Source organism: Clostridium sp., from assembly GCF_050717535.1.
Taxonomy (GTDB): Bacteria; Bacillota; Clostridia; order Clostridiales; family Clostridiaceae; genus Clostridium_AD.
The window spans coordinates 1-26,638 of the sequence record NZ_JBOITM010000020.1; the positions used below are offsets into that span (position 1 = coordinate 1).

The following is a 26,638-nucleotide window of genomic DNA, read 5'->3' on the forward strand; positions in this document are numbered from 1 at the left end:
AAATTATAGTCGATTTCATCATTGAAGTATTTAAAAATTTAGCACTATTTTTGAAAATACAACTTAAAAAAGCCTTAAAATTAAATATAAGGATTTTGTAATACATTGTGCGGAGTATAAGATTTAATAAGAGCTCCTAAATTAGATCAAGCTTTGGAAATTTATAAGAGGGTACTAAATATTGCAAAGGGAGCAGCTCTTATGACAGAAACTACATGTGAAGTTGTTTTTGATAGAGCATGTTCAAATATTGTAACTAATTCTGTATTAGAGAAACTTATGTATGAGAAATTGGTTGAAATAGGACCTGTAAAGACTACAAAAGAAGACGTTAACTTTGCAAAAGAAATAAGGACTACACTTAACGAGAATGAGAGAAAAGATTGCTTTAAACTAATTGCTGCAGCTTGTGGTAAAGAAGGAAGAGCTGTCATAGATAATTTAGCAGATAAGGATATTGCTGATATAATATTGCCATACGTAAGTTCTTCTTTGGTTCTTCCTGGTTCTACAGATGTTGGAGATGTAAGTTGGATTATACCTACAGTACAAATTACTACAGCTTGTTTTGCCTTAGGAACACCCGAACATTCATGGCAGATGGTATCTCAAGGCAAATCTAATCTTTGTCATAATAGTATGTTGCAGGCAGGAAAAGTAATGGCACTTACAGCTATAGAATTATATAATAATCCTGAGCTGATTGAAAAGGCTAAGCTAGAATTAAAAGATAAACTTGCAGGTGAGAAATATGTTTGTCCTATACCTCCTGAAGTTAAACCTTCTTCAATACGATAATAGTAAGAGAGTCACTTAGGTCCCCTCTAGCACCTCGGAGGCTCAGAAAATTTTATTGGGATATTTTTAATAAATAAAAGATAAAATATAAGAAATAGTTAATTTATTTATTGGTATAACATAAATAAGATTTATAGTTTATATATGATATATGGAGGGATAGTTATGAAAAAATTTATAGTTGAAGATGATTTTTGGGAATTGTTTCCTAAAGCAAGAATAGGTGTACTTGTTTGCAAGGGAATAGATAACACAATAAGGGATGAGGATAAGTTTAAGGAGTTAGTGTCAAAAGCTGAGATTAAAGCTCTGACTTATTTAACAGAAGATCAATTCAGTAACAATTCTGTAATTCAAGTTTGGAGAGAGGCATTTAAAAAATTTAAAACAAAAAAAGGTGTGAGATCATCTATTGAAGCTCTCTTAAAAAGAGTAGAAAACGGCAATCACATAGGAAATATAAATCCATTGGTAGATATTTATAATTCTATATCTCTAAATTTTGCATTACCATGTGGGGGAGAAGACATAGATAAATTCGCTGGAAATATAAGACTTACTAAAGCTGATGGGAATGAAGAATTCATTACACTTGGAAGTGATGAAAGTAGTTCACCTTATGAGGGCGAATTAATATATAAGGATGATGATGGAGCAATATGTAGATGCTTAAATTGGCGTGAGTCAGTAAGGACTATGCTTACTGAAAGTACAAAAGATGCATTTATGTGTGTTGAATTGCTTGACGAGAGCAGATATCAGGAATTTGAGGAGGCATTAAAACAGTTAGCAGATTTGATAAATAAAAATCTTGGGGGAACAACCGAGATAATAATATTAAGCAATCAAGTAAGGGAGTGTTTTATAGATTGAAAAACTGGGATTTACTATACTACGGTAGCTATTATGCTAAGAATTGACTACCCCTGGGGTGTTTATTTCAGACTTATCTATTATCAAGTGCTGATTTAAAATCTGGTTATGTCTTTAGAACTGATTTAGCGTTTGACTATGAGATAAGATTAGATGATGTAGAAAAGGATACTGAAATTTTTCATTGTGACCATTCATATCCATTTTTAAGAAAAAATGACAGGTTAAAATATTCATACTGCCCTCAGCCACCTACAGATAATGATAGCCAATCCATGAAGGAATATGAAATGAATTTAGCTGAGTTTGATAGGCGTAAGGACTATGTAGAAGGTTGTCACGTTAAATCGCAGTATACAGCTATGGCACATTATTTTCTTCTACAAAGAGCTATAAAAGCAAAGAAATGGTATTTCGTATCAGATGATGATAATACTTTACAACATTGTATTTTTAAGATTTTCAATAAAAGTTTTAAAGATGGTTATTCTTTATATTTTACATGTCAATCTGAAAAGAAGTTTACGTTAGGCGAAGCAGGAAGAGAAGTTTTTATGAGTAGAAAAGAATTAGTTGCTTGGGGAAAAGCAAATGGCATTGATTATCCAATTAGAGGGAATAATCCTATTAAGCACCCTCTCCCAGATTTAGATGAAGGTATAAGATGGATAAACCTTATAAGCAAAATTCCACATATAAATGACACTGAATTAGCTGACCTACTTATGCAAGTAAATAGTAGAGCTATTAATAATTTCTTTCAGCAAGTACGAAGAAGAATTTCTATATTGGAACGACTACTTTCAACTGCAAGGGGAGATGGGAAAAGCTATATATATGCTAATTATAACCCTAAGTATGCACATCAAATGTTGGTGATTTTTCGCACCTTCTATAACTTTTGTTTTGAAACAAAGTCTAATGGCAAACGTTCTACCCCTGCTCAACGTCTGGGTTTGACCGATAAAGTCTACGATTATAAAGACATTATTTACTTTAGATGATGTCTTTAATGAACATTATTATTGAAATACGACGTAAAAATACCGTAAATTCAATTGAATAATACGGTATTTTAAGGGGATTATTCGGTTTTAGTAGTTGTGACGCTTAATATGAAGACTGTTCACACTTTTTCCATTTGCTATAATCATAAATTGATTGAAATATGTATATTACTAATCCTATTACTGGTGCTACTCTTTTCATAAATATGCTATCTCCAATCCAAACCATAAAACCAATTGATATTATAACAAAAGGAAATAGCCACAAGTCCCTAATAAACCTTCTTCTATAACTTAATTTCCAATAAATTAATTGAAAACCTTTATCTGCTTTTTTACTCAACCCAAATCTACCTCCCTTAATGAAACATATTTTACAATTTCGACTTAAATCTATAAATATTATATCATATTTCCACATCACTATATTCCTTTAATGGTAAATGTTTTTATTGAGAACCCCTTATTTTTATTATGTTTATATATTATACACCCAAATCATTTAATTATCACAAGTTGAATCACCCTAAGAATAAACTTAATTAAATGCTAATTCTAATGTGACTATTTTTGATTTTGTTCAAAATTATCCTTATAAATCTAACGAAATTAATAAAAACGACTATGTTTTAACATAGTCGTTTTTATTGTTAATATTAATGTTATTTTATAAAGTTTTTTTGATTTTATTAGATTAATAGCATAAGTGTTTTTTTATTAAAAAAAAGCTTTTGTACCTCAAAACGGAACCCGTTAGTAAAATATCTCTACGGCTTTTTATTTTATTATGTGTTATATACCAGGATTAACATGTACCATGCAATGTTTAACCCTATTGTCTAAGAGTTCTATGCTGTTATGAACCCTTTCCGCAATTTCATGACCTTCAGAAACTGATAAATCACTATTAACAGATATTTCTACATCTACATATAATCTATTTGCACTTACTCTAGTCTTTAACTCATCTATATTTATTACACCATTTGTTTTTTCAATTTCATTTTTTATATTTTCTATAGTTTTTGCATCAGCACAGTGATCGACTAATTGATCAATAGCTTGTTTATAAATATCTATAGCTACTTTAGTTATTAAAATACATATCACTAGGGAGGCAATTGGATCCAATATTGGAAAACCCATTCTAGCTCCTGCGATTCCGATTAATGTGCCAATAGATGAAAATGCATCGGATCTATGATGCCATGCATCTGCCATAAGTGCAGAACTGTCAATTTTTTTAGCACTTTTAACAGTATATCTATACATCCATTCTTTAGATATTATAGAAATTATAGCTGCATACATAGCAATTTTGGCCGGAATTACAGTTGTTCCATTTAAAATACTCTTAATACCATTGAATCCAATTAGGAATGCAGTAATTAATAATATGCTTGCCAGTATTTTAGCCATAATTGGCTCCATTTTTTCATGACCATATGGATGCTCTGCATCCGCAGGTTGGTTAGCTAATTTTAATCCCACCATTACAGCTATTGTACTTAGCACATCAGAAAGTGAGTGTATTGAATCCGCAATCATAGCTCCACTTCTACCAATAATACCAGCAAATAATTTAATTGCAGATAATAAAATATTAACAATAATGGTAATCTTAGATATTTTTATGCCAATCTTAAATCTTTCTTCACTGTTCAATTTTTACACCTCATTTTTAATTGATAATATATTCTTAAAATTATAATCTTAGTATATGCTGATTTAATTGTATTAGCAATACTTTTTGAATTTGGATTTAATTATCAATTGATAATAAAAACCACTATATTTTGGGAATAATTATTACTTTTATTAATGAGTTAATTAATTGATAATTATATTCATTTATAAAACTACCACCATACGATGATGTGATCGAAGCACTTAAAATTCTCAAAGAAAATAACATTCGAATAATTGACGTATCCAACTTTTATCAGTTCCCTCCTAATTTTATCTTTGGTAACGTAATGTACAACTTATTTTTGCCAAACTCCCTTAAGGTAATACAATAAAATTAGAATGGGTCAAAGGTTTCGGACTTTTTATAACAAAAGTATGCCTTTAACATTAAATCTTAAATTGTTGAACTATTTCATTTAGTAAACATGAACTTCCAGTTTATGTCGCGACCTCGGGGGACGTAACATTAACTGTAAGTTATTGTTTGCCATTAAAATTTTTATAAGATAATCTCCGGACCTTTATTTGTGTTTTTCAATACTTTATCTCTAGTTATGCTTGTGCGACTTTGCTTAAAGATTTACTTTCAATCCCATCATTTATTAATAATTGCTGCCAATTTTGCAATGTTTTCCGGCATTTGTTTTGCAAGAGTTTTTCCTTCTTTTGCCGCTGCCTTTTTTATAAATCCAGTTAGTATTTTATGTGTTAATTTCATCTTTTCAACCCTTAGTTCGCCCCCAAAAGATTCTATTGATATCGCTTTTTTCAACAATTCTTCAGGGAATGAATTTTTAATGTTTTTTTCAAGATTTTCAGGCAAGACGCAACATAAAAATAATCCTACTCTTTTGTTCTTAATCAAATCTAAATTTGAGGTACAGTACACCTTTATTTTTTTTGAAATCTGCCCCATATATATTGATCCTCCGATAACAACATTATCAAATTCGTTTATTGGCGGAATTTTATCTGTGGACACATTAGCAAGTGTAACCTCCCCTTTAAGCTGTTTTAAAAGTTCGCTTGCACAATCTTTTGCATAGCCATAAGTACTACTATAAATAATTATTGTTTTCATGTATTACCTCTCCTCTAACAATTTTAATTTCTATTTTGACAAAGCATTTTCTATTGATTTTAGATATGCTTTACCCGTAACTGTAGCACCACTAATAACATCAACATTAGTATCCTGTTTTTTAATAACTTTGTTAATCAGCTCTCTAGATACTTCTGTTTTCTCAAAGACCACGCTTTTAACAATAGCAATCTGAGTTATTTTTTTATCTTTTAGAGTAACATTGACCTCATTTGACCATCTTCCCCCGTTATACTTACCTTTATAGACACCATCTTTTAGTTGTGAAGCATCCACGGAATTAATAATCATATTTTTGCTAGAATTTAATCCTCGCGTCATATAAAAACCAATCCCACCAATAATTAAGACCAATAAACAAACGATTCCTAAAATAATTTTTATAAACTTTCTCACTGGAATACATCCCCCTTTTTTAAGATTTATATATAATATATTTAAATCTTACTCAGGATTTTCCACACAATCACTATCATTATCCATCTCATTAATATTTACCTGCATCTTCTGCATTACCCTTCTCGCAACTTCTAATTCATCTTTATCTATATTTTTAAATAATGTTTGCGTAAACGTGGTCCCTTCCTCACTAAGCTTTTTCCAAAAATCATAGCTACTCTCTGTAAGCTTTAGTCTAGTTACGCGGGCATCTCTTTTATCCTTTTGCAAAATCAATAATCCCTTTTGCTGTAGCTTTAAAGCAACCTGTTTAACGTTTTGATGAGAACTTCCCATTTCCTTTGCAACTTCTTTCATTGTAGGTGGCTTATCAAATAAATTTTTTATAATAACAGATAAAAACCACTGCTTTGTTGTAATCCCAAATCGTTTAAATTCTCTTTCAAGCATTGTATCCACTCTGTTAGCAACTATGAAAATCACTCCAAATAAATATTGCTTATCACTCATATTGTCAACCTTACTCATAATTAACTCCCTCTCTATACTTCTAATATATTATCTTTATATGTAATGTGTTACCTATAAAGATAATATATTACCTTTATAGGCATTTGTCAATGTTTTTATTAATATTAATTTATTAATTCTATTGTTTAGTTTACGGTGATTATCAAATTCATTTCCAATTTTTGAAAGGTGACAAGATTATATTATGGTATGCCTATCCACATTTTGAGTTTTATTCTGAATTTAGTATACTATATATAATTATATGCACAAAAGGGGGAACCGTTATGTCAATCAATAGTCAAAGAGAATTTGAACTTTTAAAGAAAATCGCTTTTGTACGAACCAGTGGTTAAAAAGAGGATACCTTTTCAAAATGATCAATTTAATCATTTTGAAAAGGTATCCTCTTTAGAACTCCTTGATATTTACAATTATTGGTTCCAGACACGACCCCATTAGCAAACATAAACTGGAAGTTATTGTTTGCTAACATTAAATCTTAAATTGTTGAACTATTTCATTTAATTTTTGAGCAAGTTCTGCTTGGCTTTGTGCTGTTAATGCTACTTGCTCTATAGCCTGGGACGTTTCATTCATGCTCTCTTTTATTATAATTGCTTCTTCACTTGAGCTTTGTGAAGACTCAGCCATATTTTGAACTACTTGGCTTACTTGTCCAACTGTTGCTGTAATTTCTTCAGACATAGCTGCTATTTCTTCAGACATTTTGCTTACAAAATCTGAATCATTATAATATTTATTTCCCGTTTCTTCGTATGCTTTAAATTGTTCTTGAACATGTGTATTTATAAATTCTAATATATCGCTACCTGTGTCAATACTGCTTTTGAATGCCCCTTGAACCTTAACAATAGTATCTTGAATATTTATTACTGCTTGTGCCGACTGCTCTGCAAGTTTTCTTACCTCATCAGCTACCACTGCAAATCCTTTTCCCTGTTCCCCAGCCCTTGCTGCCTCTATTGCAGCATTTAATGCAAGTAGATTGGTTTGTGTTGCTATACTTCCGATAGTATCTGCCATAACTTTTATACTATCCACTACTTTTCCATCTTCGATAGCTTTTTCCATTTTCTTTTGTTTTTCAGAATATAATTCTTGAGTTTCACTAATAGCCTTTTGACTATTATTTTTAACCTCAGTAGCTCTTTGTTTAAATTGATAGGAATTATTACTTCCTTCCATGGCCTTTGAAGATAATACATTAATACTTGAATCTACTTCTTCAACAGATGCACTTATTTCCTCTGATGATGCACTTGCCTCTTGCATACCCACAGCGATAGAATCTACTGCTTCATCTATAATTATAGCTTTTGAAGATAACTCTTGAACTGTAGCTGAAAGTTCCTCAGACGATGCACTTATCTCCTGTGTATTTTCCATAATTACCTTTATTAAGCTATTTACATTTTCTTGTGCAGTATTTAACGCTACAGCTGTTAGTCCAAATTCGTCTTTCCTTGTAATATTAAGTGGAGTTGAGAAATTGTAGGAAGCTAACCTATTTGCTAACGTTTTTATCTTATTTAATGGAACTATTATATTTTTACTTAATATATATGCCATAAAAATCATAATAAAAAATGCTATAGCTGTATAAATTACTATTGTATATCTAACCTTATTAAACTGAGCTATATTATCTGAATTGGCCTGTGCAGCTGATTTTTCATTTATTTCGATACATTTTTCTAATTTTTCAAACATAGAAATTTTTATTTCATTTATGTCAGAATTAAAAATCTTAACTGCCTCCTCATAGTTGTTAGCTTTTGCAAGTTCTATTATCTTAACTCTTCCCTCTCTATATTTTGCTAATTCAATTTTAAATTCATCATATGTTTTATCCTCTTCTATTGAATTTGAAGGTATACTTTCGTATTCCTTTTGAAACTTTATATCTTCATTGGTTAATTCATCTATACTCTTTATTTGTTCATCTAATTTCGACTTATCTCTCTCAAAAACAATTCCAAGCATATTAACTCTCATTTCATTAATGTTACCTTTAATTTCTTCCAAATCCTTAATAGGTATTAGCCCATAACTATATATAGACTTAGAACCCTCATTTATTTTTGATGAACTTAATATACCCTGCAATCCTATCAAAATCATAAAAATACAAATCACTGAAAATACTAATATAAGTTTTTTCTTTACCCCTAAATTAACAAAAAGTCTCATCCTAACGCGCCCCTTATTTTTTCATAATATATTCTTCGATATCCTTAGTAGAAAGTGGTTTACTATAATAAAATCCTTGAATTATATCACAACCATATTCTTTTAATGTTTTCAGCTGATGCTCTTGCTCAACACCCTCTGCTACAACCTTCAGGTCCATAATATGAGCAAAATCTATGATGTTTTTAATAATGGAATTTTTTTTATTATCACAATTGATAAAATCTATAAAGCTTTTATCAATTTTAAGTGTATTTATACTTAGGTTACTTAGTTGTATATACGAGGAATAACCTGTCCCAAAATCATCTATGGCTATTTTAATACCTTTTTTTATAAACTCATTAATCATTTTATCTGAACGTTTAATATTTTCAATAATAGCACTCTCTGTTACTTCAAGTTCTAAAACATTTGGTGATACCCCATATTCTTTTAAAATATTTGCTATGTATTCTGGTAAAGATACATCCTTAAACTGTTTTGCTGATATATTCACAGCCACATTTCTATAATTAATTCCCCTTTCTTCCCATGTTTTTATTTGCATGCAGACTTTTCTGAGTACATATCTACCCAGTTCTATAATAATTCCTGTCTCCTCCGCAACAGATATAAATTCATCTGGTGAAATAGTTCCAAGTTCCTCATCCGTCCACCGAAGCAGTGCCTCAATTCCCATTAGACTTTCATTTGTTGAATTAATTTTAGGTTGATAGTACACCTCTAGCAGATCATTTTTAATAGCATTTTTAAGATTATCTTTTATTTTTGCTTTTCTAAACATCTCATCTTTCATTGATATTTTAAATATATTAAAGCAATCTTTCCCTTGTTCTTTTGCATAATTTAAAGCTATATTCGCATATTGAATTGCAACAAATATGTTTTCAGCTTTTGTATTTATATAAATTCCCATACTAGCAGTTAAATTTATAAAAGTATTTTCTATTAAAAATGTATTTCTTAACACATTTAGTGTTTTTTCTGCATAGTTATTAATACTATCTTCATTAAAAGTGATTATTAAAAATCTATCAGAACCAAAATATATAACGATAGATTTATTCTTAAAGGTATTTGATAATCTTTTGCCCACTTCATTTAGTAACTTATTCCCAAAGTCATATCCCAAAGTATTATTAAATATTTTAAATTCATCTAAATCTATAAGAATAGCTTGATAGTTACAGTTTCCTTTCTGTCGCATCACTTCAGGCAACATATAATCTATGTAATTTTTATTTTTAAGGCCCGTAATTAAATCAATATAAGCATTATCATATACTATATTATTTATTAAATTACAATTTTCTTTACACATATGCTTTCTCCTTTATTATTATTTTGCCTCATTTCACATTTATATATATTTATAATAAATTAAAAAAAATTAAATATTAGTAATAGAAATTGTTAATCGTCTCATTTCAGAATGTGTTATAATCGAATCATATAACACAAATTGTAATTTATCAACATAATTTTCCTAAAATAACAAAATTATTAAAATAAGAATAAAAACTGTTGAATTTTTCGTTCTTTTGTGGCAATGTATAATTGAAGGGTGGGTGAGTAACATAAGTAGTTTTTATAATAGAATAAAAAATCTTCGTGTAGAAAATAATTTACTTCAGAAGGATTTAGCTGAAATGCTTGGTTTAGCTCAAACAACTATAGCCAATTATGAGCAAGGTAAGCGCTTTCCTGATGAAGAAACTCTGCTAAAAATTGCAGACTTCTTTAATGTTTCTATGGATTACTTATTTGGAAGATCAGAAGTAAAGAACTATAATGAAGATTTTTCACATAGAGATTCAATGCAATTATCCAACATTTTCATTGACCCAGCGATACTTGCATTAAAGAATTCATATTTTAAGGCTTTAATTAACGGTGAATTGCAAATAGCTAGTGAACTGATTTTAAATGCAGTTGCTAGTGACATGATTGATATAAAGACACTATATTCTGAGGTATTCGAAAGGTCTCTTATAGAAATTGGACAGCAGTGGGATATGAATATTATAGATGTTTATCAAGAACATTATTTTTCAAATTCTACACAGTTGATAATGTCCCAGCTTTGTCCTTATCTCAATACATCTGCTGTAAAAAATGGGCATTCCTTAGTATCTCTAAGTACATCTGGGGATTCACATAATATTGGCATACGTATGGTTACAGATTTCTTTGAAATGGACGGCTGGTGTACTTATTTCCTTGGATCTGACGTTCCATCGCAGAGTCTGATAAAAGCACTAAAAGACCGTAAAGCTGATATTCTGGCAATCTCTTGTACAATGCCTTACTATCTTAATTCAGTAAAATCTATGATTACTGCTATAAGGAATTTGAAAGAATTGAGCAATGTTAGAATAATTATAGGTGGGCAACTATTCAATAGGGATAGAACACTATGGAAATCCGTTGGAGCCGATGGATATTCATCTAATGCAGATGGGGCTGTAAAGTTAGCTAATGAATTTATGATAACATAATTACTTATTACGTTACAAAAACCCTCTGTTGATTAAATTTCAACAGAGGGTTTTTATCAATTGCAACTTTAATCTAATTACACAATTCACCATTCAAATAAACGTAGATGGTTTTCCACCATCTATTCGTACAATTCTTACTGCAGCTCTATACCCTTTATATCCTTCTGATTTTGTCATCAAACGATAATTTACATCATATTCTTTGCTGCCTGTAGTATCTGCGATACATTCACCAAATTCCCCTAATGTAAAATCTTTATCCTCCGGATGAAGTTTATCGCTACAATCATGAACTTATAACCACTTTATATAAACTACTATGCTATTGATTCAAGTATTTCATTATAAGATTCTACAAAAATAGCATCATTAACTTATCATTTGCCGTGGAAAGGGTGTCTCAAACAATATGGGAAATATAGAAAGGCAAAAGCCCCCCCGGGGTAATTGTGTTTGGAGAGCTATTGACATATGAAAACTACAGGCGTAGTATGAGTTCATAAACTACAAATGTAGTAGGAGGTATTAAGGTGAAAGACCTAATAAAAATAACTGAAGCAGAATGGCTTATCATGAAAGCATTATGGGAAAACAAAATACTCACATCACCTGAAATTATTCAAAATTTAAAGAATGATTCAACATGGAGACCAACAACAATTCAGACGTTTTTAAGCAGACTTGTAAAAAAAGGTGCTGTAGGAGTTATAAAAGAAACAAAAAGTTACAGATATTATCCTATAGTACTTGAAGAACAGCTTAGAAAAGAAGAAACAGAAACTCTGATTGATAAGATTTATAATGGTTCTAAAAAATTATTTATAAAAAACTTTATAAATGATGTGGAATTAACTGAAGAAGATATTCAGGAATTGAAAAAAATGCTTGATAATAAACGGAGTTAAGAGGGGGGTGTTTCATTGGTGTTTATTAATTTATTATTTAAGGCAATTCTTATTTCATCTGCAATGGGTAGCTTTTTAGCAATACTAATTATGATTATAAAGAAGTTATTTAAAAATAAGTTAAGTGCTTCATGGCACTATTATATATGGATGCTTCTTATTGTAAGACTTGCGATTCCTTATAGTTACCAAAGTCCATTGAGCATATTCAACATTTTTACAAAGACAACAACCAATATTGAAGTATCAGCAAACATACCAATTATTAATAATAATAAAATAGAACAAAGTAATGTGAATAGTAATACAAATAAAGCTACTATTAATCCCATTGCTATGTCATCAGAAAACATAAAGAGTGTTAAATCAAGAAATTTAGACTTGTTTAATTTAGCAAGCATTATATGGTTCATAGTTATGCTTACTGCATTGTTATTTATATTTATTCTTAATTTAATTTTCAATAAGAGATTAAGAAATCAAGAGGTTTGTGAAGATAAAGATACACTTTATATATTGAATTCCTGTCAGGTTATGACAAGCATAAATGGTTATATACCTATTAAATATTCAAGTAATATAAGCGGTATATCTTTATATGGTGCGTTTAAGCCCCAAATATTAATATCCAGTAAAATAATTTATAAGTTCACTGAGGAGCAGAAAAAGCATATTTTTCTGCATGAATTAATTCATCTAAAATATAAAGACATATTGATAAATTCTACTATGTTTATATTAGTTGCTTTTAATTGGTTTAATCCTATTATTTGGTATTCCTTTTATAAAATGCAACAAGATTGCGAGCTCGCCTGTGATGAGAAGGTACTGCATTATCTCCAAACTAATTGCTACAATAATTATGGTTGTACTATTATTAATATGGCTGGATTATTTTCAAAATCACATGATTTATTTAATGGAGCCGGGTTAATATCAGATAAATCAAATTTAAAAAAGAGAATTAGTATGATTACTTCATTTAAAAAAAGGTCACTTAAATGGTCTTTTATAGGAGTGTCTCTTATAACCTTAATTGCACTTGTATGTTTGGTAAATCCCAAAACTGTTGCAAGTCCTTATGTTCAAACTCAAAATAATGCTGATACGAAGTTAGTAGCAGGAGTAAATTATCAAAATGTTGTTCAAAGCTTTCTAAACTTGAAGAAACTAAAGTTTGTTGTAAACAGTGGAGTTATACAAGATATTCAACTTCCAAGTGATTTTAAAGTCGTCAATGATGGCATTAACGTTGGTGACCTACTGAAACAAAGAAATGAATTATCTAAACACAGTGGCATGGATTTTTCTTCGTATATGGGTGAAAAAATTAAAATATATACTTGTGAAATTGAAAATGGTGACTTCGAATTGACAAAATTGAAATATGATATTGTGATGTTAATAGCCGAAAATAAGGTGGTCGGATATTGGATTGATTCTGGAATGATAGATCCTAAGCAAAAGAGACCTGATTTCAATGTTTTAGTAAATCCATTACAAAATTCAAGTAATGAGGCAATAATTGAAGATAATACTCTGAATACAAATTCTAAAGTGATTAAAATTGATAAAACATTTTCTAATATTGAAAACAAATATATAAAGTTAATATCAAATGAGAATGTTATATCAGAAAGAAATAAAATAAAAGAATATACTTTTTTTAAATTTCAGGAACCTACTATTGATTTAGGCGATTTGAAAAAAGTAAATCAATATCTTAGTATAGTAAATTTTAGTTTTGATGTTCCTACTGTTAACAAGATACCACCTTGTGAGCACCTCTTGGTTATAAACTATAAGGGTGATAGATTTAGATCATTACAAATATTTCAAAAAGAGGAGCCAGATGGACTAGACTTAATAATAAATGGTGACGGAAGAAAATGGGATAAGGTGAAAATAAATGGTGACGATGGTTATATTTCCGACTTTGGAACAAGCGGAACAAACAATACTGTTCAGATAATGTTTTGGAAGAAAGGTAGGTACTACAATGTTTCAGGAACTGATTTAAGTAATGATTATTTAATAAAAATCGCTGAGTCAATAAAATAGTACACCACAAAAGAAGGAAGCCAAAAGCTTCCTTCTAATTATTTATTTTGCTACTTTAAGCATTTCATCATCTTCAATATCTCTGAAGTATTTTCTTGTTTCATTTATAATAACTTCACTTAATCCAATCAATCCGATTAAGTTTGGAATTGCCATAAGTCCATTTACTATATCAGCAATTACCCAAATCATTTCTAATTTTAAGAATGCACCTAATGCTACCAATAGCAAACTCGGTCGTTCCTCCTTCGCAAATACCCCTGGGGTGCTTATTTTTACATTCGTGTAAAAATAAGCTAATAAATGAATCATCTTACTCAACATTTGAAAGATCACTTGAGTCCTCAGGGAGGGATAATTACATAAACGACGAATACTTTAAGGAGAGAATAAATCCTTTTTAAATCGGGCAAAAGAATTTCAAGGACGATCTTATGATTCTATGGTTGCACATACAACTATTGTGTTTACAAGATATATTATGTTATCTACTCAAAGCCGCAATAATGAGGATTTAAGTACTATAGGTGGCTTATTTTTTAATTGCTGCAATTAACTTCAAGATATACAATTTTTTGAAGCTGTTCAAGTTGTTTTAGACCTACTTAAAAATGCATTACACGAAAACCTTTCGTTGACAAAAGAACAAATAAACTCGTTTTTAACCTACGTTATAGAGACCTTGCCTGAATTTTCAAAGGAAAAGCTAGCATTTTTGTTGTGCAAAAGTTGCAGGGCTGATAGTATTGCCTTATTTAATATGCTAATATACCTTTTCGTTGGGATATGCAAAAACACCCTAATACAAGTTTAAAAGAAAAACAGTAGATACTTCTTGAATTATGTTGTAGAAGATTTGAAAGTAAGAGCACAAAGAGAACTGAATATACATTTTTGGAAAGCATTAATTTTATATAAGAGGTGATTTAAATTGAGTCAAAAAAAATTGCTTGTTAGTAGATTTATCAACAATCCTAATAGAGGTATAATCTCATATATTAAAGACCATAATCAGTTAAAAATTGCTCATTCACATGATTATTATGAGCTTTTTTTAGTAAATAAAGGCCGAGCTATCCATTCTGTTAATGGATATACACAGCCTTTGTCACCTGCGATGATTGTCTTTGTACGCCCGAATGATTATCATTACTATGACAATATGACATCGGATTTTCAAATAACCAATGTTATTATACCCGTAGAAATAATAAATGAATTATTCGCTTATCTTAGTTCCGGTTTTGTTCCTGAGCGACTCTTGTCTATACCATTTTCTCCAAGCATTCAGATATCCCAAATTAATTTCAATAATCTAATGACAGAATTTGAGGAACTCGTTGTCTTTAAAAACCTTATGAATGATAAAGTGAATTCGCAATTAAGAATAGTCATAATGAATATAATTACTCATTATTTTCCAATAGAATTTACTAAAAACAAGACTAGTATGCCTAATTGGTTGAGATGGTTGAGCTTGGAAATGCTAAAAAAAGACAATTTTACGGAAGGATTGCCGGCAATGTATCGGCTTTCATGTAAAACAAATGAACATATGACAAGAGTTTGCCATAAATATCTCAATAAAACACCTACTCAGTTTATAAATGAAATTCGAGTAGTTCATTCGGCACAACTACTTATTTCTACTAATAGAAAAGTCATTGATATTTGTTACGATGTTGGTTTCGAAAATTTGAGTAATTACTATCATTTGTTTAATAAACTTTATGGTATGTCACCTATACAACTGCGGAAAAATAAGGATACATTGGAGGTCAAAGAAAAAATATACAATAACTTGATAGTTGATACCAGAATTATTCAAGGAATTCCGATTAGTAATGAGGAGTGACTTTACGTAAATGATATAAGAAAATCTCCAACACATATAATTTCAACAGATAAGCGTTATTCATAGTTTAATATTTTAAATATCAATATATAACAAAAGAATTATCAATGAAAGACAAGAACAATTGTTCAAGAATTGTTAAGATGATATTAAGATTACGTGAAGTTATATTAGTAATTGAAAATTAATTCAAACGTTAATTCTTTATAAGAGGTGATATTTATGAATAATTTTAAGGTGGAAAATCCAAGAAATAACCTGCAATTCGAGATTGATTTTACGAATGCATACCGTGATGCTACTGCGAAATATACTAATATAGCACAAATTGAACTGGCATGTCTAGAGGCTCAATATCCTGCAATAATGCACCCAATTCAAGGCGAAGATGTTTTGGCTGGAAGAATGGAAATGGGTGTTGTGGGTCTTGGTATACAAGGACAAACAGGTGGTTTTGGGTACTATATAAACCAAGAACGTGTAGTAGCTGCACTTGAGTTCCAAGAAGGAAATGCAAAATATCGTGAGGACCTTCATGACATTTTAACATTCTGGAAGGGCAAAAATACTTATGATATAGTACTTCGCAATACCCCAAAGGATATTAAGGAAGTATTGCCAACAGAACAATGGAAGGTGCTACCACTGCCTGCCTCTCCAATAATTCGTATGGCAGGTGCATTTGTTGATTTTGATAAGCTTGTTAGAATTGGTATAACAGGATTAGAGGAAGAGATTAAGACAAATATTACAAAAAAACTCAAGAGTGGTAGCGATGTTATTTTATATGAAAGTATGATTGGTTCATTAAAAATACTTAAAAATATGTGTATATTATACTGCAGCGAAGCTAAGAAACTCGCAGTGTCAGCCGAAAATAACGAAAGAAAAAAACAGTTGAGCGACCTTGCTGTTGCACTTATGAACATAACCCAAAAAGCTCCTACCTCAATGTTGGAGGGGTTACAGCTAATATGGTTATATGGTGTTATGTGTCCACTACTGCAGTTTGGAAGGCTTGATGAGCAAATTGGAGATTTATATGTTCATGATATCGATAACAAGATTATTTCTGAGGGAGAAGCGCTTTTAATGGTACAAACGTACTTCCGACTCATCGATTCACTAGACAGTGAAACCGATGGTCGTGTGATTGTGGGAGGGTATGGCCGAAGAAACCCAGAAAATGCAGATCGCTTCTGTCTTGTAGCAATTGAAGCTTGTCGTACGGTAAAGGAAATACTACCACAGCTTACATTAAGATTTAATAATGAAACTCCAAAGTTAGTGTGGGAAAATTCCATACGCTGTATCGAGGAAGGAAGAACTTATCCTCTCTTGTATAATGATGAGGTTTTAGTTCCTTCTGTGATGGCTGCGTTTGAAGTAGATAGAAAACTAGCAGAAAAATATATGCCACTTGGCTGCGGAGAAATTGAATTTGACCACTTTAGCTTTGGAAGTCCCAATGGTTCAATGAATACACTTAAAATATTGGAACTTGCAATTCGAGGTGGTTATGATCCTATGGTAGATAGTTATATTGCGCCAAAAACAAAATCACTTGTAGAATGTAAAAGTTATGAGGAATTTTTGGAGAACTACAAGGAGCTACTTACCTATTACGCTGAAGCAGAGGCTAAATTTGAAAAATACGAATATGAGAAAACGGGACAAATTCATCCATTTATGATGGTTAGTATGCTTTACGAGGGTTGTATAGAAAAAGGTAAAGGAATTTTTAGTGGGGGTTGTGCTTACCTTGCGGGAACAATAGAACTTTATGGTGCCGTCAATGCTGCAGATAGTCTTGCAACAATTAAAAAGCTGATTTTTGAAGAAAAAATGGTTACTCCAAAGCAGTTGATTGAAGCAATAGATAATAATTTCTATAAAAATAATAAGTTGCGCCGTATGTTTATGGATGTACCTAAGTATGGTAATGACATTAATTATGTAGACACTATATTTGTTGAACTACAAAATTTTCTATGTACAACTATTAAAGCTCAAGCTCCTAAGGTCGGTCTAAAAAGCTATCTTTCGGTGACTATAAATAATGCTCAAAATACAACCTTGGGAAGATGGGTGGGAGCAACACCAGATGGACGCAAGTCGGGAATGCCTATGGCAAATGCTAATAACCCGGCACCGGGGAATGATAAGAATGGTTTGACTGCCATGTTTAACTCTATTTTAAAGCCATCCCATAATAACCATGCTGGAATGGTTCAGAATGTACGAATTACTAAAGAAACCTTTCAGGATTCTAAAGAAAAGTTATTAGGAGTTATTGATAATTATTTCAAACGTGGAGGGGCGCAACTTATGATTTCGGTTGTTGGGAGAGAAGATTTGTATAATGCAATGAAAAATCCATCAGATTACAAGGACTTGATTGTACGTGTCGGAGGATTTAGTGCAAGGTTTGTTAATTTGAAAAAAGACATTCAAAAGGAGATTTATGATCGTGTCACATACTAAAGAGATTTCAGCTATGATATTTGATGTTCAGCACCTATCTCTAAAGGATGGACCTGGAATAAGAACAAGTATTTTCTTTAAAGGTTGTCCTCTTCGGTGTAAATGGTGTCATAATCCAGAATCATATATTAGAAAGCCACAGCTTTTATACAATGATATGCTTTGTACTGCTTGCTTTGAGTGTACGAAAGTATGCCCATCAGGAGCTTTATTAAAGGTACAAAAAAATGGAAAGTGGCTGCTTAGTGTAGATAATCAACTTTGTGTTGGCTGCGGGGAATGTGCTAAGGTGTGTTGCTATGATGCAATTTCAATAATTGGTAGACGGTACACCGTGGATGAAGTAATGGAAAAGATAAGGATTGACCTCCCTTATTATGAGGATATGAAGGATAACACTCAAAAAGGTGGGATAACACTTACCGGAGGGGAACCCATGCAGCAATTTGAATTTATTGAGCATCTTTTGGATAAAATTGGGGATATTAATGTTTGTATGGAAACCTGTGGATATGCAAAGGAGGAGCAATATAAAAAGATTGCTCCTCGCATAAATCTGTTTCTCTTTGATTACAAAGTGACTGATAGCAATATTCACAAGCGGCTTTGTGGTGTGGACAATGAGCTGATTTTGTCGAATTTAGATTTATTGTATAACATGGATGCCAATATCATACTTCGTCTGCCGTTAATACCTGGGGTTAATGATTCACTAGAGCATCTTTCTGGTATCGCTTCATTACTAAAAAAATATCCTAAAATTCATCATGGAGAAATTATGGCCTATCATAATTTAGGTAATTCAAAGTCAGAGAAATTAGGCATAGGTGAATCAGAAATTAATATAAAAAGTGCAGGCATGAAAGAAAAAGACAGATGGTTGAAGGAACTAAAGATGCTTGGAGCTGAAAATATCATAATAGGATAACTTTTATTATGTGTAAAACTAAAACAAGCTTATTAAATTTGGACAAATTTTGAAATTTTGCAAAATGCTAATATAACAGCATTTTGCTTAAATAAATAATAAATGGAGGGCTAAAAATGAAAAAGAATCTAAAATTACTGGCTGTTCTTTCTGCATTAATGATACTTTCTATGACAGGTTGCTCTAACACAAAGTCCCAGACTGCAACACCTGCTTCAAGTTCAGAAGAAAAGTCTGCGGCAAAGGCAGAAGTGCTTGTTTCCCGTTGGGCAGGGCCACATGCAGATGATCAAAAGGCTCTTGTAAAGGATTACTCAAATGGTAAAGTAACAATTGACGATGTAGATTATGGCAATCTAAAGCAGAAGCAGGTGCTTTCTTTCCAGGCAGCGCCAGGAACAGCAGGAAACTATGATGCAGTATGGGTGAATATACAGTGGATTAAGGAATATGTAGATGCTGGATATTTGTATCCTGTGGATGACTTAATTAAAGCCGAAAATCTTGACACAAGCATCTATTCCAAAGGCATGATGGATGGGTGTAAATTAGATGGCAAGACCTATGGAATTCCAACCTATGCTCAATGCATGATTATTGCTTATGATTCTGCAGTGTTCGAAAAAGAGGGACAGAAGGTACCTACAAATTTAAATGAGTTGATTGAAGTTGCAAAATATTTTAAGAGCAAGGGTTCAGGTATTGCTATGCCTCTCAAACAATCCAGTTCTTCATTTACACTTTGGTCACAGCTTCTGTTTTCTGATGATGGATTCTATTTTGATTCAAATGGAAAACTTGACTTGACATCTGATAAATGTATTGCTGCTGCGGCTGCCTATGACGAGCTTGCAAAATATGCTGTACAGGGTGCTGTAGCATGGTCACATGATGAAACAGCTGAAGCTGTGCGTACAAAAATAGCACCTATTGGCATAATTATGAGTGGACTTGCAAACCAAAACCAGGATGCAGAGAAATCAAAAATAGTCGATACGGTGAAATATACAACACTTAACGGTGCAGGTGGTAAAACTGCTGCTAACAATGCATTCTGGATATGGGCTGTTCCAAAGAATGCTACAGATCCAGCTGCTTCATTTAAGTTCATAAAGTGGTTAACAAGTCCTGAAATTGAAAAGAAGCAGACCTTGAAAAATTCACAAATTAGTGCTGTTGAATCATTAGCTAAAGATGCAGAGGTACTCCAGAAAACACCATTCCTTCCTGTAGTTATGACAGAACTTTCAAATGGAAAAATTGATCCAGCACTTGTAAACTTCTCAAAGCTTAAAGATGCTGTAACGGTTGGTATGTCTGAAATCGCTACAACTAATGCTAAACCTGAAGACGTGATGAAAAAGGTTCAAAATAATTTAAAAGAAGTCGATTTTAGCAAATAATCTATTATTAGGTATAGTTTATTTTCAAATAATATAGTATTGGTAGTTCATCTATCAATACTATATTATACAACATTCATAATAGCTTTTTATGAAAGGAGAGGTTAAATATGAAAAAAAAATTTTACTGGTCCCTTGAAAAGGGTGATCTATTACCAACACTTTTAATGACACCTATTATGATAATGATTTTAGTCGTAATGGTTATTCCTTTGTTTTATGGGTTATTTATTAGCTTTTTTAAATTCAGCTATGGAAATTTTAATATCATGCGTGATTTCACAGGCATTAGCAATTATATTAGATTTTTTAATGATGAAACCGCAATAAGAAGTGTAATAAATACTTTACTGTTTTCAGCTGGGGCAATTGCTGGTGATTTTTTCTTTGGCACACTTGCTGCGGTTCTTCTGTTCAGATTGTGCAAACCTGCCGCGAATATACTAAGACCAATTATAACAATTCCGTTAATGGTATCACCTATAGTCGTAGGATTAATATGGCGTTATATATATGATTCTCAAGGTATACTCTACTGGTTCCTGGGACTTTTCGGTATAGGAATGGACCAATTTTCCGGGGTTACAAGTCAATACACAGCTTTAATCTCTACAATTATTGCCCATTGGTGGCAGACTGTGCCATTTGTAATAATTGTACTTACTGCGGGACTTGTTTCTATTTCACAGGAGATGTATGATGCTGCCTATGTAGATGGCGCAAATGGTTTTCAAGCTTTTAAATCGATTACTTTTCCAATGCTTAAGGATATATATATGGTAATACTTCTTATTAGTGGGGTGGATACAATCAAGGCATTTGATATTATCTATTCATTAACAGGTGGCGGTCCAAATAATTCAACCGTTACTATAAGTCTTTATGCCTATAAGCAGGGCTTTGAAAATATAGATATGGGATATGCTATGGCACTTTCAATTGTAGCGATGACAATTACTCTTATATGTTTTGGGATACCATTTATTAAACATAACATAAGTAAAGTTAAAGAATAGGCCATACAATAAGGAGATGTAATTATGAGATATAAGACCAAATGGTATTGGAGACTTACAGAAATTGTGATGTTAATTTTAATGACTATTTTTACAATAACCCCTATATATATTCTAATTTCTAATTCTTTAAAAAGAACTCTCGATATTAAAAAAATGCCCCCGGATTTGATATTTACACCAACATTAGCAAACTTTCAAAAGATATTCGAATTGGACAGTTTTGGAAAGTATTTTACTAATTCCATGATAATAGCAGTATCAACTATGGTAATTACTATCTCGCTTGGAGCTTTGGCAGCTTACGGTATGAAATTGTTTAAATCAAATATAGGACTAAAGCTTTCTAACATAATGCTTTTGGGTAAGCTTGTTCCAACAATTACAATTTTAATACCTTTATACATTATGCTAAATCGAGTTGGAATAACTGGGACATATTTTGGCCCAATACTCGCACACTCGGCTACTACTCTGCCATTTATCACTTGGCTTTTGGCTAGCTTTATAAGAAACATACCAAATGAACTTTTAGAGGCTGCTACAGTAATGGGTTGTTCTAGGGTAAGAGCGTTTTTTCTAGTGATATTCCCATTGCTAAAGCCGGCTGTTGCTTCAGCGGTAATCCTAACAATGCAATTCTCGTGGAATGAGTTAATGTATGCCTTGCAACTTACTAATTTAAAAACATATACACTTACTGTAGGTATTGCTAAATATGCTGGGGCAGTATCCGTAGAATGGGGTAAGTGTTCTGCTGCGGCTACAATAACAATATTACCAATAATAATAATAGGATTCTTTATGCAAAAATATCTAGTTACTGGTATAACTGCTGGAGCAGTAAAGGGATAAAGGAGGAAATAATTTATGTATTTTGGGTCGCAGTATTATAGACCACCGTTTCCTAACAAGTGTGATTGGAATAGAGATTTTAAAAATATGCAAAAACTTGGCTTTAACACAGTAAAGTTTTGGGCAGTGTGGAACAGAATAGAGAAGAGACCGAGTTGTTTTGACTTTGAAGAAATTGATGAACTTGTCTTGTTAGCAGAGAAATACAACCTTAAAGTTGTAATAAATACCATTCCAGAGGGTGCACCTTATTGGACTCTTGAAGGTAATGAAGATGCGCTTTATCAGACATGCAAGGGAGCAACGGTCTCATATGGCGGTCCTGCGAATATTCCTTCTGGAGGCTGGCCTGGGTTATGCTTCGATAGCCCTGAAGGGTCAAGGCTTGCATTGAAATTTATAGAGAAAACAGCTGAACATTTTTCCAAAAATGATAATATAATTGCGATAGATGTATGGAATGAACCACACTTAGAGCCCATGTTTGATTATCGTGAAGATATCCTTTGTTACTGTAAATATTCTCGTCATAAATTTTTAGAATGGTTAAAATCAAAATATGGTGAATTAGAAAAACTTAATGAAAAATGGTTTAGAAATTATATCAGCTGGAGTGAGGTAACTCCACCAACTCGTTTTGGCACATATGCGGACATGATGGATTGGCGTATCTTTTGGCTATATAATCTACGAGACTGGTTAAGATTAAGAGTTGAAGCTGCAAAAAAAGGCGCGCCTAATAAAAAAATTCAAACCCATGTTGCATATAGTGCAACACTTGGTAACCGTATAAAGGGTGGGCTTGCCAATGAGCTTGGAGATGAGTTTCTACTTGCGCCTGAGGTAGATATATTTGGACTTTCAAGTTTCCCTAAATGGTTGATGGGAAAGGAACATATAATTAGTCATTTTGCTCATAATGAGATAATTGCAGAGGCATCAAGGGGCAAAATGTATTATCAGGTTGAACTGCAGGGTGGGGCTGGAAAGGCAGGGATATTAGGTAGCGAAGTACCGAATGCTCATGACATACGACTTTGGAACTGGAACACAATAGCCTCAGGGGGTAAAGGAGTTATATACTGGCAGTATGCGCCTGAACCTTCGGGAACTGAAGCACCAGGATTCGGCCTGACTGGCTTTGAGGGCGAAAATACAGAACGGTCAATAGAAGCATCAAAATGTTGTAAAACCTTAAATGTGGATATTTTGGATAGGATGCACAGAGTATTATCAACAAATGCAATCTACTTATCAAGGAATAGTCAGGTTTTTTCTTACTGCGCCGGAAGACAAGAAGAGATGTATTCCGGTAGTGTGTTTGGTATATATAAAGCGGCATATAAAAGGTCTTTACCTATACGCTTCTGCCATGAGGACTATTTGGAAGATTTAAAAAATGACGGTATTAAGTCATTATTTTTACCGATGACCATTACTCTTTCGAAGAGAGAGATAGTAGCTTTTATAGAATTTGTTAAAGCAGGGGGAACTATTATAGCAGAGGCATGTCCTGGATTGTTTGATGAAGCGACATTGCTTGATCAAAAAAGTTTTATGTTAAAGGAACTTTTCGGTTTGATGCATATAGATATCCAGGCTACACCAGATTGGGGAGAGACAACAGCGAAATTTAAGGAAAGCGGTGAGGAATTTAAGGGTATGCTATACCGACAACTCGTTCGCCCAATGGATAGTACTATAAAAGTAATTGCAGAATTTGATGATAAACAGCCTGCAATCACTGAAAGAAGGGTTGGAAAGGGTAAGGCTATATGGATTGGGACTTTCTGCGGTTATTATTATAATCAAACAAGCGATGAAGTTGTGGAGAAGATATTAACTGGATTTATGGATAAAGGTGGCTATAATATTATCAAAAATATTGAAGTTAACCGTAAGATAGACGAGAAACAAATGTTTGCACCCATTATTAGATTGCATGAAACTGAAAATGAATATGTATTAATTGCAATTAATCATTGCTTAGAAGATGTAGAAGTAATTATTGAATTTAATGGTGGGCAGAAAATTCATAATGATGTTTATAAAAATAATATACTTACATTAAATCTTAAACAATCTGACGGAAGGATTCTTAGTTGGCAAAAATAACAAACATAATACATAACTAAAAAAGCTTATTTCCCTGGGGTGCTTATTTTTACACTCATGTAAAAATAAGCTAATTGTGAAAGCTTATATAAATTTCTATTATATGAGCATAGTGAAATAGAATTAATGGAAAGGTTTAAAAAGGAAGGGTGGTTTATCGAAAATGGGTTTGCTATATGTTTAGATGATGATGTCTTCACTGTAGCAAGTGATACGTAGATATGTAGATAGCCTATAAATTGGTTGATTAAAACAGAGTTGTAGAGTAAAATAACAGTAATGAAAAATATATTTATTAAAAAATGCTCTCTGCACTTATGAAGGAGCAGAAAATAATCTCAAAGATATTGGAGGGATTAGAGTGAATATCTATCACGGAAGTGATGTCTCTGTAGGAATACCTGTAATTTTGAAAAGTAATCGTCTGCTTGATTTTGGCATAGGCTTTTATACTACAAGTAATAAAGAACAGGCAAATCGCTGGGCTGAAAAAGTCAGTTTAAGAAACAATACAGGTGAGAAATTTTTGTCAGTATATAAACTTGATATAGAAAAAGCAAAAAAACAACTAAACATTATAAAATTTGTATCTACTGATGAAAAATGGCTGGATTTTATCACGCTAAATCGCAGAGGAAAAGAAATTCCAGAAGAATATGATATTGTAATTGGCCCTGTTGCTGACGATAATGTATATTTGACCGTAAAACTTTTCGAAACTGGTGTTTTGGATAAAGAAGAAGCTTTAAAACGATTGAAAGTGGAGAAGCTTTTTGATCAGATACTATTTCATACGGAGAAATCATTGGAGTTTTGCGTATTTGATCATTGTGAAAATTTGGAAGGAGAAAGTAATGGAGAAAAGTAAATTTGATGCTGTGATTCCTATCATATCTTCTGCGCTTGTAGAAAAGATTGTGGCTGAATTAAATTTATCGGATACTGATGCTGTTACAATTCTTTATTCTTCTCATCTATATGAAATGCTGGAGCGAGAGGAAACAAAAGTTTGGCAGTATAGCACGGAAAAATTATTTGAACTTTTTTTGGAAGAAAGTAATAACGGAAATATAACTTTTCCGCAGGTGTGAGGTGAGAAGTCATGGATAGAACAATCGATTTTACAGTATTTTGCCTTGAGAGCTATAAGCAGGCACATTATATGACGGGTAAGGCTGCACTGGAAGTGTTTAATAATTACAATGTTTTTGGATATATCAAATCCTTCTATGATGTGCTTCATTCCACAGGGCAGGACTATATTGTGGAAGATATTGATATATACATTAAATCAAGACGAAACTGATGTTATATACAAAGAATAAAGCAAGCACTAAATGATAAACTAAACAAGGTCAATAGTAAGCTTGGGAATAAATTCCTCACTATGTAAACTGCTATCTGGTGGTTTATGTTGAAGGATAAGTATAAAAGGTTGTAAGTTAGAAAAATAGTAAAAGGGATTTCCAAACAGGGAATCCCTTAAAACATATCTAGATTAAATTAGTTATCATAAAAACCTTTATCTTAGAGATGGGAAATAGCAAGCTCGGTCATTCCTCCCTCGCAAATACCCCTGGGGTGCTTATTTTTCTGAGGTGAGCATTTTATTTTTGTTGTAAATTGTTATAATTTAACCATTAATGATATAATAAATTAACAGCAAAATAGTGGCCTAGAGGAATGGTGATATATGGTTAAAGAATTGGAATATAAGACTACAATTAAATTAATGTCATTTCTTTATTTAGAAACAAAGAAGGCTTCAAGTCTTGTTTTACAAGGATTCAATCAGAATGATATAAAGGAAATGTCCATTAAAGAAAATATTTTTCAAATGAAATCTGAAACACGAAAATCAGGAGTTGCGTCAACAATATTGAAAAGGTTAAAGATTTTAGATGAGTTCTTACTTGATAA

24 protein-coding genes and 1 pseudogene are annotated in these 26,638 nt (G+C 32.0%); 17 read left to right on the forward strand and 8 right to left on the reverse strand.

Annotation, left to right across the window (positions count from 1 at the left end; translation table 11 throughout):
- Window positions 1–153 precede the first annotated feature (153 nt).
- The 3 genes from ACREVU_RS03980 to ACREVU_RS03990 all read left to right on the forward strand — a co-directional run bounded on the left by ACREVU_RS03980 (window position 154) and on the right by ACREVU_RS03990 (window position 2,675).
- Window positions 154–798, forward strand: a complete 645-nt coding sequence (locus tag ACREVU_RS03980; RefSeq protein WP_431550332.1) for a zinc-binding metallopeptidase family protein — start codon at window positions 154–156, stop codon at window positions 796–798.
- 165 nt (window positions 799–963) lie between these two features.
- A complete protein-coding gene (locus tag ACREVU_RS03985; RefSeq protein WP_431550333.1) occupies window positions 964–1,671 on the forward strand; it encodes a B3/B4 domain-containing protein in 708 nt (235 codons plus the stop codon).
- Window positions 1,672–1,946: 275 nt separating this feature from the next.
- Window positions 1,947–2,675: a hypothetical protein gene (locus tag ACREVU_RS03990; RefSeq protein WP_431550334.1), complete on the forward strand. Its 729-nt coding sequence runs from the start codon at window positions 1,947–1,949 to the stop codon at window positions 2,673–2,675.
- Between the two features lie 106 nt (window positions 2,676–2,781).
- On the opposite strand, the gene ACREVU_RS03995 is transcribed toward ACREVU_RS03990, so the two are convergent.
- The 7 genes from ACREVU_RS03995 to ACREVU_RS04025 form a co-directional block, all read right to left on the reverse strand.
- On the reverse strand, window positions 2,782–3,021 hold the full coding sequence (locus ACREVU_RS03995; protein ID WP_431550335.1) for a hypothetical protein: 240 nt from the start codon (window positions 3,019–3,021) through the stop codon (window positions 2,782–2,784).
- A gap of 449 nt (window positions 3,022–3,470) precedes the next feature.
- A complete protein-coding gene (locus ACREVU_RS04000; protein ID WP_431550336.1) occupies window positions 3,471–4,343 on the reverse strand; it encodes a cation diffusion facilitator family transporter in 873 nt (290 codons plus the stop codon).
- Window positions 4,344–4,962: 619 nt separating this feature from the next.
- Window positions 4,963–5,448 (reverse strand): flavodoxin domain-containing protein, encoded by a 486-nt coding sequence (locus tag ACREVU_RS04005; RefSeq protein WP_431550337.1) that lies wholly within the window; start codon window positions 5,446–5,448, stop codon window positions 4,963–4,965.
- A gap of 30 nt (window positions 5,449–5,478) precedes the next feature.
- Window positions 5,479–5,865: an FMN-binding protein gene (locus tag ACREVU_RS04010; protein ID WP_431550338.1), complete on the reverse strand. Its 387-nt coding sequence runs from the start codon at window positions 5,863–5,865 to the stop codon at window positions 5,479–5,481.
- Between the two features lie 48 nt (window positions 5,866–5,913).
- Window positions 5,914–6,396, reverse strand: coding sequence for a MarR family winged helix-turn-helix transcriptional regulator (locus ACREVU_RS04015; protein WP_431550339.1), 483 nt, complete (start codon window positions 6,394–6,396; stop codon window positions 5,914–5,916).
- 477 nt (window positions 6,397–6,873) lie between these two features.
- Window positions 6,874–8,592, reverse strand: coding sequence for a methyl-accepting chemotaxis protein (locus ACREVU_RS04020; protein WP_431550340.1), 1,719 nt, complete (start codon window positions 8,590–8,592; stop codon window positions 6,874–6,876).
- A gap of 13 nt (window positions 8,593–8,605) precedes the next feature.
- On the reverse strand, window positions 8,606–9,916 hold the full coding sequence (locus tag ACREVU_RS04025) for a putative bifunctional diguanylate cyclase/phosphodiesterase (RefSeq protein ID WP_431550341.1): 1,311 nt from the start codon (window positions 9,914–9,916) through the stop codon (window positions 8,606–8,608).
- Window positions 9,917–10,163: 247 nt separating this feature from the next.
- Between ACREVU_RS04025 and ACREVU_RS04030 the strand changes: the two genes are divergently transcribed.
- The 3 genes from ACREVU_RS04030 to ACREVU_RS04040 all read left to right on the forward strand — a co-directional run bounded on the left by ACREVU_RS04030 (window position 10,164) and on the right by ACREVU_RS04040 (window position 14,062).
- Window positions 10,164–11,093 carry a cobalamin-dependent protein gene (locus ACREVU_RS04030; RefSeq protein ID WP_431550342.1) on the forward strand — a complete coding sequence of 310 codons (930 nt, stop codon included), beginning with the start codon at window positions 10,164–10,166 and terminating at the stop codon, window positions 11,091–11,093.
- 533 nt (window positions 11,094–11,626) lie between these two features.
- On the forward strand, window positions 11,627–12,001 hold the full coding sequence (locus ACREVU_RS04035) for a BlaI/MecI/CopY family transcriptional regulator (protein ID WP_431550343.1): 375 nt from the start codon (window positions 11,627–11,629) through the stop codon (window positions 11,999–12,001).
- An 18-nt stretch (window positions 12,002–12,019) separates the two neighbouring features.
- On the forward strand, window positions 12,020–14,062 hold the full coding sequence (locus tag ACREVU_RS04040; protein ID WP_431550355.1) for a M56 family metallopeptidase: 2,043 nt from the start codon (window positions 12,020–12,022) through the stop codon (window positions 14,060–14,062).
- Between the two features lie 42 nt (window positions 14,063–14,104).
- Here ACREVU_RS04040 and ACREVU_RS04045 read toward each other — a convergent pair.
- Window positions 14,105–14,293: pseudogene (locus ACREVU_RS04045) on the reverse strand (alanine:cation symporter family protein); the annotation flags it as partial.
- 700 nt (window positions 14,294–14,993) lie between these two features.
- On the opposite strand from ACREVU_RS04045, the gene ACREVU_RS04050 reads away from it, so the two are divergent.
- From ACREVU_RS04050 to ACREVU_RS04100, 11 genes are all read left to right on the forward strand, one after another.
- On the forward strand, window positions 14,994–15,917 hold the full coding sequence (locus ACREVU_RS04050) for a helix-turn-helix domain-containing protein (RefSeq protein ID WP_431550344.1): 924 nt from the start codon (window positions 14,994–14,996) through the stop codon (window positions 15,915–15,917).
- Between the two features lie 222 nt (window positions 15,918–16,139).
- Entirely contained in the window at window positions 16,140–18,401 is a 2,262-nt protein-coding gene (locus tag ACREVU_RS04055) for a pyruvate formate lyase family protein (RefSeq protein ID WP_431550345.1), read from the forward strand.
- Complete coding sequence (locus ACREVU_RS04060; RefSeq protein ID WP_431550346.1) at window positions 18,388–19,329, forward strand: glycyl-radical enzyme activating protein; 942 nt, start codon at window positions 18,388–18,390, stop codon at window positions 19,327–19,329. Before ACREVU_RS04055 ends, ACREVU_RS04060 begins: the two co-directional genes overlap by 14 nt.
- A gap of 116 nt (window positions 19,330–19,445) precedes the next feature.
- Window positions 19,446–20,732, forward strand: coding sequence for an ABC transporter substrate-binding protein (locus ACREVU_RS04065; RefSeq protein WP_431550347.1), 1,287 nt, complete (start codon window positions 19,446–19,448; stop codon window positions 20,730–20,732).
- 110 nt (window positions 20,733–20,842) lie between these two features.
- Entirely contained in the window at window positions 20,843–21,748 is a 906-nt protein-coding gene (locus ACREVU_RS04070) for a carbohydrate ABC transporter permease (protein WP_431550348.1), read from the forward strand.
- A 24-nt stretch (window positions 21,749–21,772) separates the two neighbouring features.
- Window positions 21,773–22,603 (forward strand): carbohydrate ABC transporter permease, encoded by an 831-nt coding sequence (locus tag ACREVU_RS04075; RefSeq protein WP_431550349.1) that lies wholly within the window; start codon window positions 21,773–21,775, stop codon window positions 22,601–22,603.
- Between the two features lie 15 nt (window positions 22,604–22,618).
- A complete protein-coding gene (locus ACREVU_RS04080) occupies window positions 22,619–24,718 on the forward strand; it encodes a beta-galactosidase (protein ID WP_431550350.1) in 2,100 nt (699 codons plus the stop codon).
- Window positions 24,719–25,079: 361 nt separating this feature from the next.
- The gene (locus tag ACREVU_RS04085) at window positions 25,080–25,586 is read left to right on the forward strand and encodes a DUF3990 domain-containing protein (protein ID WP_431550351.1); all 507 of its coding nucleotides are present in this window, start codon (window positions 25,080–25,082) and stop codon (window positions 25,584–25,586) included.
- Complete coding sequence (locus ACREVU_RS04090) at window positions 25,573–25,809, forward strand: hypothetical protein (protein ID WP_431550352.1); 237 nt, start codon at window positions 25,573–25,575, stop codon at window positions 25,807–25,809. Before ACREVU_RS04085 ends, ACREVU_RS04090 begins: the two co-directional genes overlap by 14 nt.
- An 11-nt stretch (window positions 25,810–25,820) precedes the next feature.
- Window positions 25,821–26,024, forward strand: a complete 204-nt coding sequence (locus tag ACREVU_RS04095; protein WP_431550353.1) for a DUF3791 domain-containing protein — start codon at window positions 25,821–25,823, stop codon at window positions 26,022–26,024.
- Window positions 26,025–26,411: 387 nt separating this feature from the next.
- Window positions 26,412–26,638, forward strand: a 227-nt coding sequence (locus ACREVU_RS04100) for a BrxA family protein (protein WP_431550354.1), incomplete at its 3' end; no start/stop codon positions are given.

Coding starts and splice junctions, on each gene's coding strand:
- ACREVU_RS03985 (WP_431550333.1), top strand. CDS start 964: ATGAAAAAATTTATAGTTGAAGATGATTTTTGGGAATTGTTTCCTAAA.
- ACREVU_RS03990 (WP_431550334.1), top strand. CDS start 1,947: ATGAAGGAATATGAAATGAATTTAGCTGAGTTTGATAGGCGTAAGGAC.
- ACREVU_RS04005 (WP_431550337.1), bottom strand. CDS start 5,448: ATGAAAACAATAATTATTTATAGTAGTACTTATGGCTATGCAAAAGAT.
- ACREVU_RS04015 (WP_431550339.1), bottom strand. CDS start 6,396: ATGAGTAAGGTTGACAATATGAGTGATAAGCAATATTTATTTGGAGTG.
- ACREVU_RS04020 (WP_431550340.1), bottom strand. CDS start 8,592: ATGAGACTTTTTGTTAATTTAGGGGTAAAGAAAAAACTTATATTAGTA.
- ACREVU_RS04025 (WP_431550341.1), bottom strand. CDS start 9,916: ATGTGTAAAGAAAATTGTAATTTAATAAATAATATAGTATATGATAAT.
- ACREVU_RS04055 (WP_431550345.1), top strand. CDS start 16,140: ATGAATAATTTTAAGGTGGAAAATCCAAGAAATAACCTGCAATTCGAG.
- ACREVU_RS04065 (WP_431550347.1), top strand. CDS start 19,446: ATGAAAAAGAATCTAAAATTACTGGCTGTTCTTTCTGCATTAATGATA.
- ACREVU_RS04070 (WP_431550348.1), top strand. CDS start 20,843: ATGAAAAAAAAATTTTACTGGTCCCTTGAAAAGGGTGATCTATTACCA.
- ACREVU_RS04075 (WP_431550349.1), top strand. CDS start 21,773: ATGAGATATAAGACCAAATGGTATTGGAGACTTACAGAAATTGTGATG.
- ACREVU_RS04080 (WP_431550350.1), top strand. CDS start 22,619: ATGTATTTTGGGTCGCAGTATTATAGACCACCGTTTCCTAACAAGTGT.
- ACREVU_RS04090 (WP_431550352.1), top strand. CDS start 25,573: ATGGAGAAAAGTAAATTTGATGCTGTGATTCCTATCATATCTTCTGCG.
- ACREVU_RS04095 (WP_431550353.1), top strand. CDS start 25,821: ATGGATAGAACAATCGATTTTACAGTATTTTGCCTTGAGAGCTATAAG.